Source organism: Aeromonas sp. R2-4 (genome assembly GCF_040908365.1).
GTDB lineage: Bacteria > Pseudomonadota > Gammaproteobacteria > Enterobacterales > Aeromonadaceae > Aeromonas > Aeromonas veronii.
Genome location: NZ_JBFODO010000023.1, coordinates 138084 through 153049 on the forward strand (window position 1 = coordinate 138084; position 14966 = coordinate 153049).

Genomic DNA, 14966 nt, shown 5'->3' on the forward strand with positions numbered 1-14966 from the left:
TGTGGGGGCAGGGTTACTGCGCGCTATTTTGCCCGTTATTGTCGTGATGGCTGCGCAGGCGGATGTTGATCATCTCCACTACCAGCGAGAAGGCCATGGCGAAGTAGATGTAGCCCTTCGGAATATGCAGGTCCATCCCCTCGGCCATCAGGGCGAAGCCCACCAGGGTGAGGAAGGAGAGGGCCAGCATCTTGATGGTGGGGTGGCTGTCGACGAAATCACCGATGGATTTGGCGGCAAACATCATGATGAAGACGGCAATCATGATCGCCAGCACCATCACCGGCACGTGATCGGCCATGCCGACTGCGGTGATCACCGAGTCGAGGCTGAACACGATATCGAGGATGGCGATCTGGATCAGGGTGCTGATAAAGCCCGAAGCCGCTTTGCTGACGCTCTCCGGCTCGGCCGCCCCTTCCAGGGTGACGTGGATCTCGTGAGCACTCTTGCCGATGAGGAACAGGCCCCCCAGCAGCAGGATCAGGTCGCGGCCGGAGATGGCTTCACCCAGCACGGTGAAGAGCGGATCGGTGAGGCGCATCACCCAGGCCAGCGAGAGCAGCAGCAGGATCCGGGTGCCCATGGCGAGCCCCAGACCCAGAATGCGCGCTTTTTGACGCTGCGCCTCCGGCAGGCGACCTACCAGGATGGAGATAAAGATGATGTTGTCGATGCCCAGCACGATCTCGAGCAGGGTAAGGGTGGCGAGTGCGACCCAGGCAGAGGGATCAAGAACCCATTCCAGCATGATTGAACCTTGGTTGAAAATTGGTTGGAAAATTGAAGCAGCGCATTCTAGCAGGGGCGCCACTGCTTGTCCCAGAGGGGGGAAAAGATAAAAATGGTGGCCATCGCAAGGGAGGCTGGCATGTTTCGATTAGGGTTCATTATTAATCCGGTCGCCGGGATTGGCGGTGCAGTGGGGCTCAAGGGCAGTGACGGTGTGGTTGCCGAGGCGCTGGCCCGAGGCGCTGTGCCCAAGGCGCAGGAGCGGGCGCGGCAAGCTCTGTTGCCACTGTGCGAGCTGAGCGTCCCGTTTGAACTGCTGACGGTGGCGGGAGAGATGGGGGAGGCGGTGGCCCGCGAGCTGGGGTTGCCCTGTCGGGTCATCTATCAACCGGCCGGGGAGAGCACCTCGGCCGATGATACCCGCCACGCCGCCGGGCTGATGCGCGAAGCCGGGGTCGCTCTGCTGCTGTTTGCCGGTGGCGATGGCACGGCGCGGGATATCTGCGCCGCGGTGGGGGAGTCCTGCCATGTGCTCGGCATTCCGGCGGGGTGCAAGATCCACTCCGGCGTCTACGGGGTGACCCCCGCCGCCAGCGGGCGGGTGGTGGCGCGGATGATCGCAGGGGAACTGCTCAGCCTGATCGATGCCGAGGTGCGCGACATCGACGAGGAGGCGTTTCGCGCGGGCAAGGTGCGGGCCCGCCACTACGGCCAGCTGAAGGTGCCCGGCGATCTGCGTTATGTGCAGGCGGTAAAACAGGGGGGAAAGGAGTCCGAAGAGCTGGTGTTGGCGGATCTCGCCGCCGGTGTGGTGGAGCAGATGGAGCCCGATACCCTCTATCTGATGGGCTCCGGCAGCACGGTGGCAGCCTGTATGGCAGAGCTCGGTCTGGAAAATACTTTGCTCGGTGTGGATCTGGTGGAAAATGGCCGACTTATCGGGCAGGATCTCAGCGCCGCCGAGATCCTGACCCGGATCCGCGGTCGTCGCTGCCGACTGATCATTACCCTGATAGGCGGACAGGGACATCTGTTCGGGCGCGGAAATCAGCAATTGAGTCCTGAGGTGATTCGGTGTGTCGGGCTGGAGAATATCCAGGTGCTGGCAACCAAAGCCAAGCTTGCCGCCCTTGCGGGCAGGCCGCTGCTGGTGGACACCGATGATCCGCAATTAAACCGGGCGTTGCGTGGTTATCTGCGAATAACCACGGGATACAAGGATCAGGTCATCTACCCGGTGGCCAACCCGGAATAGGACGCCAAGGACGCTGCTGGCCTGGCGCCAGAGAGCTGCAATCAACCGGATTGCGGTTCCATACCCCCGAATTTTTTGCCGCAAATGAGGCTGCGTTACATGACGATTCACGATTTTGAGCACAAGTTGTTGGGACTGATCGACAGCATGGTTGCCACCGCGACCGACGATGAGCTGTTTGCGGGGGGTTACCTGCGAGGTCATATCTCATTGGCCGTTGCCCGGGCCGAGCTGGAAGGCAAGACCCTGGTGCGGGACGTCAAGAGCTATGTGCTGCGCAGCCTCAACGAGGCGATCTTGCAAGGTGAGCTTTCTGAAGAGGATGAAAAACTGGTGCAGGCTATGTGGAGTCGTTTGCAACAAGACGCAGAAGCTTGATCGGATACACAATTCAAACTGAAGTTTGAGTTTATTCTTCCCCTGAAGTTAGTGAAAGGTTAATAATAAGTTTCGCCTTTTGTTTCAGGGATTAAACTATGGCCTCCTCCTCACGCATTGCCAATAAACTGCCGCTCGAGATGCTCTATCACTGGGAGCGGCAGTGTCCTGATCGAACCTACCTGCGTCAAACCATCAACCGCGAATATGTCGATTTCACCTGGGGTGAAGTGGCCGATGAAGCGCGGCGGATGGTGACGGCCTTGCGTCACCTCGGTCTGGTGGCCGGTGACAAGGTGGCGCTGCTCTCCAAGAACTGCGCCCAGTGGTTTATCGCCGATCTGGCGATGCAGATGGGGCAGTATGTGAGCGTGCCCATCTACCCGACTGCCAACGTCGACACCATCGAATATGTGCTGCGCCACAGCGAAGCCAAGGCGATCTTCGTCGGCAAGCTGGATGACTGGAAGAGTCAGGAGGCGGGCGTACCCGCCGATCTGCTGCGCATCGCCTTCCCCTATGACACCATGCCGGCCAGCCACCAGTGGGACGATCTGCTGGAGGCGCATGAGCCGATCCCTGACAGCCCGGTGCAGGCCCCTGATTCCCTGCTGAGTCTGGTCTACACCTCCGGCAGTACCGGCAAGCCGAAAGGGGCCATGCTGAGCGTTGAGCGTTACGCCTGGTCGTGCGAGAAGCTGGTGGAGACGGTGAGCCTGAGCCAGGCCGATCGGGGCTTCTCCTACCTGCCGCTGGCCCACATTACCGAGCGGGTCTACATCTACGGCGGTAGTCTCTATGGCGGCGCTACCATCGCGTTCCCCGAATCCCTCGACACCTTTATCGAAGATGTCAAACGCTGCCGTCCCACCGTCTTTATCTCGGTGCCGCGGTTGTGGGCCATGTTCCGCATCAAGATCCACGAGAAGCTGCCCCAGAAGAAACTCGAACTGCTGCTCAAGATCCCGCTCATCTCCGGCCTTATCAAACGCAAGCTGCAAAAGGGGTTGGGACTGGATCAGGCCCGGGTACTCGGCTGCGGCTCCGCGCCTGTCTCCCCTGCGCTGCTTGAGTGGTATCTGAGCATCGGTCTCAAGGTGACTGAAGCCTGGGGCATGACCGAGAACCACGCCTACTCCACCATCAACTACCCGTTCCGCGCCGACAAGATCGGCACCGTCGGCAAGGCGGGGATCGGGGTGACCATCAAGATCTCTGACGAAGGGGAGATCCTCTGCCGCTGCGAAGGGATGATGCTGGGTTACTACAAGGACCCCGAGCACAGCGCCGAGGCCATCGATGCCGAGGGGTGGCTCCACACCGGCGACATGGGCAAGCTGGACAAGGAGGGTTATCTCACCATCACCGGCCGGATGAAGGATGTGTTCAAGACCGCCAAGGGCAAGTATGTGGCGCCGGTGCCCATCGAGGGACTGCTGGGGCAGGAGCCCATTATCGAACAGCTCTGCGTGATTGGTTACGGCATGCCCCAGCCCATTGCACTGGTGCAGCTGGCCGAGAGTGCCATGAAGGGCAATCGGGAGGAGGTCAACGCCAGACTGGAAGCGGCGCGGGTACGGGTCAACGATCAGCTCGAATCCCATGCCAAAATTCGCGGCATTCTGGTGGTGAAGACCCCCTGGAATATCGAGAACGGTGTGCTGACTCCCACCATGAAGATCAAGCGTCACCTGCTGGAGCAAAAGTACGCCCAAGTCGGGGATCGCTGGCCCTCATCCCAGGTGGTGGTGTGGGAGGAGTAAATCCCGTTTTTCCATAGCGCAACAAACAACAACGGCCCTTGATGGGCCGTTGTTGTGTTTGGGGCATATCACTCGCCGCTGTTTTGTCGGCGAGTAAAAGCGCGCCCGGTTAGATCTGCGCCAGCGCGGCAGCCAGATCGGCGATCAGATCGTCGGCATCTTCCACCCCGATGCTGAAGCGGATGAGGTCGTCGTTGACTCCGGCGGCGAGGCGGCTCGCCTCGTCCATGGCGGCGTGAGTGGTACTGGCCGGATGGCAAGCGAGACTCTCGAGATCCCCCAGACTCACCGCCTGCACGAACAGTTGCAGGTTATCGAGCAGGGTGGCGCAGCGCTCAAACCCGCCTTCAAGTTCAATACTCACCATGCCGCCAAAGCCGCTGGCGAAGGCGCCGAGGGCATCGTGGCCCGGATGGTTGGCAAGCCCCGGGTAGATCACCTTCTTCACCGCCGGATGGGCGGCCAGAAACTCGGCCACTTTCTGCGCATTGTGCAGGTGGGCATCCATCCGCAGCGGTAGGGTCTTGACCCCACGCTGCAGCAGGTAAGCCTCCTGCGGGCCAATGGGAGAACCGATATGTTTGAGGGCCACGGTGCGGATCGACTTCATCAGGGCGTGAGAGCCCGCTACCACCCCGGCGATGATGTCGCCATGGCCGCCCAGATACTTGGTGCCGCTGTGCATCACCACATCGACCCCGAGCTCCAGCGGGCGCAGCAGGTAGGGGGTGAGGAAGGTGTTGTCACACACTGTGATGGCGCCCACCTTGCGGGCCGCTTCCACCACCAGCCGCGGATCCACCACCTTGAGGGTGGGGTTGGTCAGGGTTTCGAACAGTACCACCTTGGTAGCAGGGCGGATGTTGGCCAGCAGATCCCGGTCGCTCTCGTAGGCGGTGACCTTGATACCGGCGCGGCTGAAGGTCTGCTTGAGGAACGCATCGGTGCCGCCGTAGAGTGGGCCGATATAGGCCACCTCATCGCTGCTGTCGGCCAGGGCATACATGATGGCGCTCACCGCCGCCATGCCGCTCGCCACCACCAGCGCTTCATCGGCACCTTCAAGCGCCGCCAGTTTCTGCTCCAGCTCGGCGGTGGTGGGGTTGCCAAAGCGGCTGTAGATAAAGCCGGGGGCTTGACCTGCAAAGCGCTCCTTGCCCGCCTGGGCGTTGAAGTAGCTGAAGGTGCTGCTCTGGTAGAGCGGGGTGGTGAGGGCACCGGTCTGTGGGTCGATCCGCTGGCCGCTGTGTACGCTCATGGTCTTGAATTTCATCGTGTTGCTCCGTGATGGCCAGGCTCTGGCCATGACTTGTTTGTTGTTCGTTGCTTGTTGTTTTTATCAGGGCGGGTATGTGCATGCGGCTTGTGGCTTATGCATATACCCACCTGTGGATCTCTGCGCTGCTTAGGCCGGTATCGCTTCGCTTTCAGTGCGCGGGAGGTGAGCAGGTTCCACCGGCCCATAGTGACGCGCCGCCACGTCCGGGTGGGAGCGCAGCCGCCCTTTCAACACGTTCTCCCCAACCTGATAGAAGAGCGGGTTGGTCGGGTCACTCTCCGGCCCTTTCGCCTGCGCGGCCAGCGCGGGGGAGAGGCTGAGCAGTGGCACGGTGGCATCGAGCCGCGCCGCCATAAAGAAGGCGCAGGAGAGACGCGAGACGCCAGGCGGCGGGCTTACCACCCGATGCAGGGTCGCCTTGAGATAGCCGTTGGAGGCCAGCTCCAGCAGCTCGCCGATATTGACCACCAGCGCTCCCGGCAGGGGGGGCGCGGAGATCCAGCCGTCGGCCGTCTCGACCTCAAGCCCCGAGTGATTGTCCTGCATCACCAGCGTCAGGTAGCCGGGATCCTTGTGGGCGCCGACCCCCTGACTGCTGCCGCCCGCCTCGTGCCCCGGGTAATGAATCAGCTTCATGTGCTGGTAGGGGGCGCCGCGGATGCTGTCGTCAAACACGTTGGCCGGTTGCTCCAGCACCTCGGCAAAAGCGGCCAGCAGGGTGAGGGTGATGTCGCTCAGCCGATCCTGCCACGCCAGCAGATGGCCTTTCATCTCTGGCAGGGCGGTCGGCCACTGGTTGGGGCCGATCAGCCGCTGCCATGGTTCACGGATCAGGGCCGCAGGCAGGGCCTGCGCCTCGTTCATGATATCGAACTGCTCCCGCAGATCCGGCCGCGCTCGGGTCAGCTCGGCACCGACCCGGTTGTAGCCGCGAAAGTGGGGGCTGTTGACCATCTGCACCGCCAGCTTCTCCTGCTCCGGCAGGGCAAAGAAGCGCTCTGCCAGCGCCAGAGTCTCTCGTTGCTCGGCGTCACTCAGGCCATGCCCTGTCAGATAGAAAAAGCCGACGTCGCGGGCGGCCGCGGCCAGCCGGGCCAGCATAGGGCGACGCAGGTCGGGTGCCCCGTTGAGGGCTGCCAGATCGATGATCGGCAGTGGTGAATGTTCCATGTGCACCTCCTCACTCTTTCGTTATCTCTGGCGCCATCTCTTGCACTGCCTCCGCTGTTGGCAGACCTGATAAGCGGCAAACGGGATGGCGCGACAGTGTGGCGGTATGCGCAGCGGTGTGGCGCCATCTGGAATGAAGGGGATGCTACTGTTCGGTGTTATAAGACGGAAACAACAAATTATTCTTAGTTATATACAAAATTCGAAATGGAATTCGGTGTGTAATGGGTGGCTGCTTTTTGCGCAGCCATTAAGGGCGGAATGGGAAATGATGGGAAGGAGAGTGATAACCAGAGGCAAGCTGCCCGCGGTAAAAATGACCAAAACAGAAGGGAGGCGGATGCCTCCCTTCTGGTTGAGCGGGTGTTCACCTGACCGGGTGCTCAGGCAAGTGACCGCGCATTCTGGCCTTAACCGGTTGCAGGCTCTCAGTAACCCAGGGTAAAGCGCTGGCGCTGGTGAGCCGGTTTTTCCACCTCGTTCAGCACGCCATCGGCCAGATCACCGGCGGTGATCCCGGCAGGCTGTTCGCCGCTAAAGAGCACCTGATCGCCACCAATCCGATAGCCGCCGCGCTTCTCGCCCGGTTCGAGGAACACCGGGGGAGAGACAAAGCGCCAGTCGAGGGTGGTTTCACGACGCAGGGCGGTGAGACCGTCGCGGGCCGCCAGCGCCCCCTGTTTCCACTCGGCCGGAAACTCAGGGGTATCCACCAGTTGCACGCCTGGGGCAACCTCCAGACTGCCGGCGCCACCTACTACCAGCAGCCAGCTGTTGGCCGCTTTGGCTGCTGCGACGATCGCGTTGGCGCCCTTGAGGTACTGGTCGTAGATATCCGGTGTGGTCCAGCCCGGGTTGTAGGCGCTGATCACCCGATCGTGCCCCTTGAGCACTTCGGCCAATGCCTGCGGGTTTTGGGCATCCACCGCAACGGCGGTGACCTGCGGATGGGCGGCCACCTTGCTGACATCGCGGACGATGGCGGTGACGTGATGGCCGCGGCTGATGGCCTCGTTCAGGATGGCTGAACCGACAAAACCGCTGGCACCGATCAGGGCAATCTTCATGGGGAACTCTCCTTCACTGTTGGAATGGGGCTATCCTACGCCGTCATTTATGATTTAATAATCACCTCAAAAATGCATTCACTTATAAGCTGGATTTAATAATGGAACAGCTCAGACGTTACGCCATCTTCGCCGCCGTGGTGGAAGCGGGCAGCATGACAGGGGCGGCCAAATCCCTTGGCATGACCCCCTCCGCCGTCAGTCAGCATATCAGCCAGCTCGAAAGCCTGCTCGGGTTGCCCCTGCTCCATCGCTCCACCCGTCGTCTCAGTCTGACCGAGGCGGGAGAGGTGGTGTGGCAAGGGTGCCGGGCGTTGCAGCAGACTCTGAGCGAGACCGAACTGCGCCTCTCGGAGGTGCGCGACGCCCTGCTCGGGGAAGTGCGGATCACCGCCCCGGTGGGGATGGCGGGCCAGCCGCTGGCGCTGGCCCTCTCACCGCTGTTGCAGGCCCATCCCGGCCTCACCATCCAGATCATCGCCGACGACGAGAAGCGGGATCTGATTGCCGAGCGGATCGACGTGGCATTGCGTGTCGGCACCTTGCCCGATTCGACCCTGGTGGCCCGCAAACTGGGGCAGACCCGGATGCTGCTCTGCGCCGCCCCCGCCTATCTGGCGCGCAAGGGAACACCGCGCACACCCACCGATCTGGCCACTCACGACTGGCTCTGTGGCGACATGCTGGGCAACGGTTTGCTGCTGCAGGATGAGAAGGGGGGCGAGCACAGGGTGAGGTTCAAGGCCAAGGTGCTCTGCAATAACGTGTTGCCCCTGCGCCAGTTTGCGCTGGCGGGGCAGGGGATCTCGCTGCAACCGGAGGGGGAGATTGGCGAGGATCTGGCACAGGGGCGTCTGCTCGAACTGCTGCCCGGTTTTCGGGTGCAGCCGATGGAGATCCACGCCATCACGCCGCAGCGGGAGATCCCGGAGAAGGTGCGGCGGGTGGTGGAGGCGCTGCGCAGCTACTTCGGCACGATGATGTCGTCATGAGCTGTGCCTTAATGGTTGAGAAAAGGCGCCCGATTATCCTGAAGGGGGATTATCCATAAGGCGGTTTGTCGAGAAGAGCGATAGCCCGGATGAGGAGATGGGCATGCTTGACTGTTAAGCATACTTAAAACGAACTGACGGCCCGCACCTGATCTTTGAGCCAATTAAGCCCGGTATCCTGACCGGAGCTCTTGTGCCAACTCATGTAGACGGGGCAATCCTCCGAGAGCCAGGGGAGGGGATAGCTGGCCAGATCCAGCGCTTGCCCCAGCTTCTCCATGTGCCACTGGCTGGCGACGCAGAGCCAGTCGGTACGACTCACCAGATGAAGGGCGGTGAGCAGGGAGTCGCTCTCGTAGGCAATCTGGCGCGGCGGCAGCGGCGCTTTGGTCAGGGTGTTGAGCAGCAAGCTGTCGAGCCGCCTGGTTTGCAATACCACGTGCTTTTCGTTGAAGAAGGTGGCCATGTCGGGGGCCTGGCGGATCCTGGGGTGATCCTTGCGGCAGGCGATGCGCAGGGCCTGGGACATGATCTGCTCGTTTTCGATCCCCTGCTCCGCCATCGGCTTGGTGGCCAGCACCAGATCCACGCTGTGCAGATAGAGGCTGTTCTGGCGCAGGGCTTCGTCCTGCACCTGGGTGTTCCACTCCAGCTGACAGTTGGGGGCTTGGGTCTGCAGCAGGTTGTTGAGCTCCGGCAGGAAGAAGATATCGATATCGGGCACCCCCGCGATGCGAAAGGTGCGCCGACTGGTCTGGGGATCAAAGAGATCGGTGCGCTGCAGGCTGCGCTCCATGTCGTGCAGCGGCACCATGATCTCGTGGTGCAGACTGAGCGCTCGCGCCGTGGGGGTGATGCCGCGTCCCTGGCGGACAAACAGCGGCTCGCCCACCAGGGTGGTCAGGCGGCTGATGGCCTGGCTGATGGCCGAGGGGGTCATCTCCATCATCTCGGCGGCCGTGGTGACACCACCATAGCGGATCACCGCATCGAGGACGCGAAAGAGATTGAGATCGACTTGAGACATGGTGGCTACCGTTAAGCAAGATTAAACAGTTAACATACTGAACAGCCTCTTGTCCGGCCAGCATTCCCTGCGATAACTGTGATGTTTCCCTCTCTATTCGTCATCTTCCATCTTGCCGCGAATGCGATCGAGCCTGTTTTGCAGCCATGCTTGAGCCCGGCAGGTGGCCCGCGGCATAGAGTAGCGCGACCAGCAGCAAGCCGCCCAGAAAGAGCCAGCGAGCATTTCCCCAATAGCCGTTGTCTGTCATCAGGGCGGCCAGCAGCAAGGGCCCCAGCAGCTGACCGAGGTTGGCGAGCTGGACAAAAAATCCCTGCACGATGGCCAGTTGCACCGGCCCCTGACTCACTCCCTGCGCAGACGAGAGGATCGCCGGCGGCGCCATGCCACCCGAAAGGGAGAGGACGAGGCACAATCCATAGGCCCACCACGGCGACAGGCCGGGCCAGAAGGCGAGCATGCCGCACAGCGCCATCAGGCCCAGTGCCCAGCTGATGAGCCGATCTCGTGCCACGCCCCGGCGCAGCAGCCATGCCCCCATCAGGTTGCCGGGAATATTGGCGACCACCGCCAGCGCTGAAAGCAGGGCGATCTGGCTTTGGCCAATCCCGGGGCTGCCTTGCAACATGGTTGGCAGCCAGACAAAGAGCGCCCAGAGCATCAGGCTGTAGAGCGTGAACGCCAACCCGTAGCGCCAGAGTGCCTTCTGCCGGAGCACCGTGAGTTGGCGCAGCGGGTGGCCCGAGTTGATCGAGTTTTGGGGTGCCCAGACCCGCAGTTTATCTGCTGAGCGACTGGCGAGCAGAAGCAGCAGGACAGAGAGTTGCGGGATCATCAGGATCAGCCAGGCCAGTCGCCAGCCACCTTGCGCCGTGAGCCAGGGGGTGAGCAGCATACCCGCCGCCGCCCCGAGAGGCAGGTTGACTGCCCACAGGCTCAAGGCCAGTCGCTTATCCTCCTCCCGGGTCACAGCCACGATAAAGGCGGGCATAGCCACCGAGAGCAGCAAAAAGCCAATCCCCTCGACAATGCGCGACAGCAGCATCATGGCCAGCCCGGTGGCGGGCAGCGCCAACGCACCGCCTGTGACGATAACCAAAAGCCCGACAACCCCGGTTTGCCGCCCACTCCAGCGGGTCAGCAATAGGCCGAGAAAAAGGCTGAAGAGGATCGCCAGCGTATTGAAAGCTGAGGCGAGATAGCTGGCTTCGACCAGTGTCAGCCCCAGCTCGCTGCGCAGTATGCCGAGTACGGCGGGCACTTTGCCAAGGCAGAGGGCGCCGCTGGCACCGGCAAAAATGGCGAGGAAGACCAGAGGCCAGCGCGTGCTTTGTGGCTGGTGGCCAGCGAGCGTGCTCATGGCCGATATTGGCCGTTGCGCAGCCACTCATCGTTGAGCTGACCAAATTCGCCGCGCTGATAGGCATGCAGCCGATCTGCAATGGCGTCGTGGCTGTTCATGACGAAGGGGCCATGTTTGACCAGGGGTTCATTGAGCGCCTGGCCTGAGAGCAGCACGAAGTGGCAGGGCTCGGTGGCCTCAAGCTGCAGAGCCACCGCCTCGCCGCCATCGGCAGAGAGGCTGACACCCATCCCGTGACCTGCCGGGATGAGGTGCCGCTCTCCCTCCGCCTGCAGGGTCAGCGATCCGGTCAGGGGATAGATCATGGCATTCCAGCCTGCCGCCAGCAGATGGGTGAAGCGGCTGCCAGGCGCGCAATGGCCATCGAGCAGGGTAAAGGGTTGGGGCAGTTCTACCGAGTGTGGTGCTGTTATCCCGTTGCTGTGGCCTGCGACCACCCGTACTCGCACCCCTTCGCCATGAAACTCGGGGATGGTGGCTGCGGCTGCGTGGACGGCAAAAGGCGACGCCATCTTCTGACGGGCAGGCAGGTTGACGAAGATCTGCAGGGCGTGGACATAGGGCGATGCTCCCTCCGGCTGCTCGGTATGCACGGCCCCGCGCCCGGCCGCCAGCCAGTGGAGCGCCCCCGGTTCGATGGGGCCCTGATTGCCGAGGGAGTCGTAGTTGACGTGGGGGCTCGTCGAATCCTCGAACAGATAGGTGACGGCAGAGATCCCGGCATGGGGATGGGGCTCGAAGGTGGAGGCGGTCATCTGGAAGTGATCCACCATCACCACGGGGTCTATCAGACCGTTGAAAAAGTGTTCGCCAAAATGGCTGGCTTCAAAGCCGTTGCCAATGCGCAGCGGTTGGCCCTTGACGGGGGCGGAGAGAGTCAGGCGTCTGGTCATCGATATAACCTCTTGAAGACAAAAGAAGCCTTCGGTCATCTGACCGAAGGCGGGGCGAGTTACGACTTCTTGGCACCCTCTTGCATCTGCCACACCAGAGTGGCGAAAGGCATGTCGAGGGCGCTGTAGACATCGTGCGCCTTGGGGTCGACGTTGCTGCGCAGCATCTCGACCGCGGCGGAGGCGTAGTCGGTGACCGGGATACCGGCCCCCAGCAAGCGTTGCAGCCCAGTGGTGCGCTTGGCTTCGTTGAAGGTGCCGGAGGCATCGAGCACCACCCGGGCATCATAGCCGGCAGCCTTGGCAGAGAGGGCCGGGAAGCTGGCGCAGATCTCGAGGGATACACCGGCGATGATCAGCTGTTTGCGGCCGGTCTTCTCAATGGCGGCGCGCACGGCAGGATCGTCCCAGGCGTTGATGACGGTGCGGTTGATCACCTTCACATCCGGCAGGGCACTGGTCAGTTCAGGCATGGTGGGGCCCCACATGCCATCGGGCATGGTCGCGGTCACGATCACCGGCACGCCGAGGGCGCGGGCGGCGTTGGCCAGCGCCACCACGTTGTGCTTGAGCTCGCCCACCGTGGTGTCGCGCACGCCGCTCAGCAAGCCGACCTGATGGTCGACCAGCAGCAGTACCGCATTGTCTCGGGAGAGCATCTCCAGATAGCGGTTGGGTGATACGGTCGGATGGCTGGTTGCCTCGGCAGCTATAGCCGGTGTCGCTGTGGTGGCCAGCGTGGCGGTCAGGGTCGCCAGACCGAGCAGGGTGGCAGAGCAGATTTGTCGCAGTTTCATGGTGAACTCCTTGTGATATCGGAACAGTCAAACGGCCCTTGCTGGTGGGGCGGATTGCCCGCGCAGCAACCGTCTGATGGGGACAGGGTCATTATGATGGCTGCTAAAATGGCGACAATCTGGTGAAATAGGTTCTTATCGTTCTATTGGTGGAACGATGTGAATGCACCTCACCCTGACCAAGGCTACCCGATGACACCACTGGAACTTGATTTGAATGATCTCTATCTCTTCACCCATGTGGTGCAGCGGCAGGGATTCACTGCCGCCGCGCGGGCGCTTGGTGTGCCCAAGTCGCGGATCTCGCGCCGGATCCGGCTGCTGGAGGAACGGCTGGATACCCGGCTGCTGCAACGTACCTCGCGCCAACTCAGCCTGACCGATGCCGGTGAGGTGCTCTATCGCCACTGTCAGGCGATGCTGGCCGAAGCGCAGGCCGGAGAGGCGGCTGTGCGGCAACGGCAGCAGGAGCCGAGCGGTCTGGTGCGCATCAGCGTGCCCATTACCATTGCCGATGCGCTGCTTGCCCGCTTGCTGCCCACTTTTATGGCGCAATACCCCAAGGTGAGGCTCGCCGTGCAAGCCAGCAACCGGCAGGTGGATCTGCTGGAGGAGGGGCTGGATGTAGTGATCCGCGGGGTGGCCTTCGAGCAGCCCCCCTCCAGTCTGGTGCAGGTACCGCTCTGTACGGTGCAGTGGGGCGTGCTGGCGACCCCGGCGTGGCTCTCCCGCCACAATGCGCTGGCGCACCCTAGCCAGCTGGAGGGAGAGGATGCCCTGCTTTTCAGCTCGCTGGAGCGTCAGGCCGATCTGTTGCGGCTGCGGCACGATAGCGGGGAGAGTGTGGAGGTGGCGGTCAATGTGCTGCTGCGCAGCGACAATGTGCAAACCCTCAAACAGGCGGCGCTGGCGGGGCTCGGGATAGTGGGCTTGCCACTTTACGCCTGCGTCAATGAGCTGGAGGATGGGCGGCTGCAACAACTGTTGCCCGAGTGGCGTCCCAAAGATGGCAAGCTGGTGATGCTCTATCCCGCGCGGCGCGGTCTGTCACCGGCGGTCAGGGCCCTCATCGACTTTATCAAGGCGCAGTTGCCTGCACTGTTGGCAGAGGTCGGTCAGCCACGCTGAGGAGGGCTACCCCTCCATCTTGCGGCGAATGCGCTCGAACAGGCTCTGCAGGCAGGCTTGATCCCGATCGGCGGTCCGCACCGCGCCATACATATGGCGACGAATACCGCTGCCGAGGGGACGGGCGCAGAGCATCCCTTGTCTGACAAACTCGTCACTGGCCCAGCGCGGCAGGGCGGCAACCCCGAGGCCGGCGGCGGCCATCTGCAGCATCACCGAGGTGTTGTCCACCGGCTTGCAGCGGGCGGGCTCCACCCCGGCGGGTTGCAAAAAGCGGCTGAAGATATCCATGCGGTTGCGCTCCACCGGATAGACCAGCAGCACCTCCGGCCCCAGATCGCCTGGCTCGATGTGGCTCTGGTGGCAGAGGGGATGATCCGGCGCCATCACCAGAGTCAGATCGAAGGCAAACAGCGGCTCGAAGTGGAGATCGCCGCGGGCCTGCACGTCCGAGGTGAGCAGCAGGTCGAGCTGGCCGCCTAGCAGGGCATTGATGGCATCAAAGCCCGGCACTGACTCCACCTCCAGATCCACCCCAGGCCACTGGCGGCGAAAATCGGGCAACAGCGGCAGCAGCCACTGGATGCAGCTGTGGCAATCGAGCGCCAGATGCAGCCTGCCCGCATCGCCGCTCTGCAGGGCCTGCAACTGCTTCTCGGTCTGGGCCAGGGCGGGCAGTACCTGACGGGCGAGGACGAGCAGCTGGCTGCCGGCTGCGGTCAGTACCAGCGGGCGGCTTTTGCGCAGGTAGAGCTCCAGATTGAGGCGGGTCTCCAGCTCTTTGAGCTGGTGGGAGAGGGCGGACTGGGTAAGGTTGAGGGTCAGCGCCGCACCGGCCAGCGAGCCCTGCTCGGCCAGCGCGGTCAATGTTTTCAAGTGTTTGATCTCTATCCCTGCATTGCTTGGCACTGCCATAAGATGGCTCCTTGTGAGATTGCGTATGGCGCTGAGGTTACGGTCGGCGGTGGCCTGCTGCGCTTCTTGACTCCGCCACCTCTTGCACCTGTAAACATCGGCCTCTGTATCCTCGCGGTGAACCTTACCGGCGGTCAGTTGAGGATTATTTGAGAGCCACTTGAAGAGGATTCAATAGCCAGCGTCACCTTATCTTGTCATTTTGGA

14 protein-coding genes are annotated in these 14966 nt (G+C 62.2%); 5 read left to right on the forward strand and 9 right to left on the reverse strand.

Annotated elements, in window-relative coordinates; genetic code table 11:
- Positions 1 to 13: 13 nt before the first annotated feature.
- Positions 14 to 751: a TerC family protein gene (locus AB5Z05_RS12245; protein WP_005333641.1), complete on the reverse strand. Its 738-nt coding sequence runs from the start codon at positions 749 to 751 to the stop codon at positions 14 to 16.
- 120 nt (positions 752 to 871) lie between these two features.
- On the opposite strand from AB5Z05_RS12245, the gene AB5Z05_RS12250 reads away from it, so the two are divergent.
- From AB5Z05_RS12250 to AB5Z05_RS12260, 3 genes are all read left to right on the forward strand, one after another.
- The gene (locus AB5Z05_RS12250; protein WP_368151669.1) at positions 872 to 1987 is read left to right on the forward strand and encodes an ATP-NAD kinase family protein; all 1116 of its coding nucleotides are present in this window, start codon (positions 872 to 874) and stop codon (positions 1985 to 1987) included.
- A 99-nt stretch (positions 1988 to 2086) separates the two neighbouring features.
- Entirely contained in the window at positions 2087 to 2365 is a 279-nt protein-coding gene (locus tag AB5Z05_RS12255; RefSeq protein ID WP_005333639.1) for a YfcL family protein, read from the forward strand.
- Between the two features lie 98 nt (positions 2366 to 2463).
- On the forward strand, positions 2464 to 4128 hold the full coding sequence (locus AB5Z05_RS12260) for an AMP-binding protein (protein WP_042052884.1): 1665 nt from the start codon (positions 2464 to 2466) through the stop codon (positions 4126 to 4128).
- 109 nt (positions 4129 to 4237) lie between these two features.
- Here AB5Z05_RS12260 and AB5Z05_RS12265 read toward each other — a convergent pair whose 3' ends face one another.
- The 3 genes from AB5Z05_RS12265 to AB5Z05_RS12275 all read right to left on the reverse strand — a co-directional run bounded on the left by AB5Z05_RS12265 (position 4238) and on the right by AB5Z05_RS12275 (position 7644).
- Positions 4238 to 5401 carry a PLP-dependent aspartate aminotransferase family protein gene (locus AB5Z05_RS12265; RefSeq protein ID WP_368151671.1) on the reverse strand — a complete coding sequence of 388 codons (1164 nt, stop codon included), beginning with the start codon at positions 5399 to 5401 and terminating at the stop codon, positions 4238 to 4240.
- Between the two features lie 132 nt (positions 5402 to 5533).
- Positions 5534 to 6577 carry an isopenicillin N synthase family dioxygenase gene (locus AB5Z05_RS12270; RefSeq protein ID WP_368151672.1) on the reverse strand — a complete coding sequence of 348 codons (1044 nt, stop codon included), beginning with the start codon at positions 6575 to 6577 and terminating at the stop codon, positions 5534 to 5536.
- Positions 6578 to 7005: 428 nt separating this feature from the next.
- Positions 7006 to 7644 carry an NAD(P)-dependent oxidoreductase gene (locus AB5Z05_RS12275; RefSeq protein ID WP_021231373.1) on the reverse strand — a complete coding sequence of 213 codons (639 nt, stop codon included), beginning with the start codon at positions 7642 to 7644 and terminating at the stop codon, positions 7006 to 7008.
- A 101-nt stretch (positions 7645 to 7745) separates the two neighbouring features.
- On the opposite strand from AB5Z05_RS12275, the gene AB5Z05_RS12280 reads away from it, so the two are divergent.
- The gene (locus AB5Z05_RS12280) at positions 7746 to 8636 is read left to right on the forward strand and encodes a LysR family transcriptional regulator (RefSeq protein WP_368151674.1); all 891 of its coding nucleotides are present in this window, start codon (positions 7746 to 7748) and stop codon (positions 8634 to 8636) included.
- 124 nt (positions 8637 to 8760) lie between these two features.
- Here the strand turns inward: AB5Z05_RS12280 and AB5Z05_RS12285 are convergent, their stop codons facing one another.
- The 4 genes from AB5Z05_RS12285 to AB5Z05_RS12300 form a co-directional block, all read right to left on the reverse strand.
- Positions 8761 to 9663 carry a LysR family transcriptional regulator gene (locus tag AB5Z05_RS12285; protein WP_005352600.1) on the reverse strand — a complete coding sequence of 301 codons (903 nt, stop codon included), beginning with the start codon at positions 9661 to 9663 and terminating at the stop codon, positions 8761 to 8763.
- 100 nt (positions 9664 to 9763) lie between these two features.
- Entirely contained in the window at positions 9764 to 11023 is a 1260-nt protein-coding gene (locus AB5Z05_RS12290; protein WP_368151677.1) for a CynX/NimT family MFS transporter, read from the reverse strand.
- On the reverse strand, positions 11020 to 11919 hold the full coding sequence (locus tag AB5Z05_RS12295) for a pirin family protein (RefSeq protein ID WP_368151679.1): 900 nt from the start codon (positions 11917 to 11919) through the stop codon (positions 11020 to 11022). Before AB5Z05_RS12295 ends, AB5Z05_RS12290 begins: the two co-directional genes overlap by 4 nt.
- A gap of 59 nt (positions 11920 to 11978) precedes the next feature.
- A complete protein-coding gene (locus AB5Z05_RS12300; RefSeq protein ID WP_368151681.1) occupies positions 11979 to 12716 on the reverse strand; it encodes an isochorismatase family protein in 738 nt (245 codons plus the stop codon).
- 192 nt (positions 12717 to 12908) lie between these two features.
- Here AB5Z05_RS12300 and AB5Z05_RS12305 point away from each other — a divergent pair, with 192 nt between their 5' ends.
- Entirely contained in the window at positions 12909 to 13844 is a 936-nt protein-coding gene (locus tag AB5Z05_RS12305) for a LysR substrate-binding domain-containing protein (protein ID WP_368151683.1), read from the forward strand.
- 6 nt (positions 13845 to 13850) lie between these two features.
- On the opposite strand, the gene AB5Z05_RS12310 is transcribed toward AB5Z05_RS12305, so the two are convergent.
- Positions 13851 to 14759 (reverse strand): LysR substrate-binding domain-containing protein, encoded by a 909-nt coding sequence (locus AB5Z05_RS12310; RefSeq protein ID WP_368151685.1) that lies wholly within the window; start codon positions 14757 to 14759, stop codon positions 13851 to 13853.
- Between the last annotated feature and the right edge of the window lie 207 nt (positions 14760 to 14966).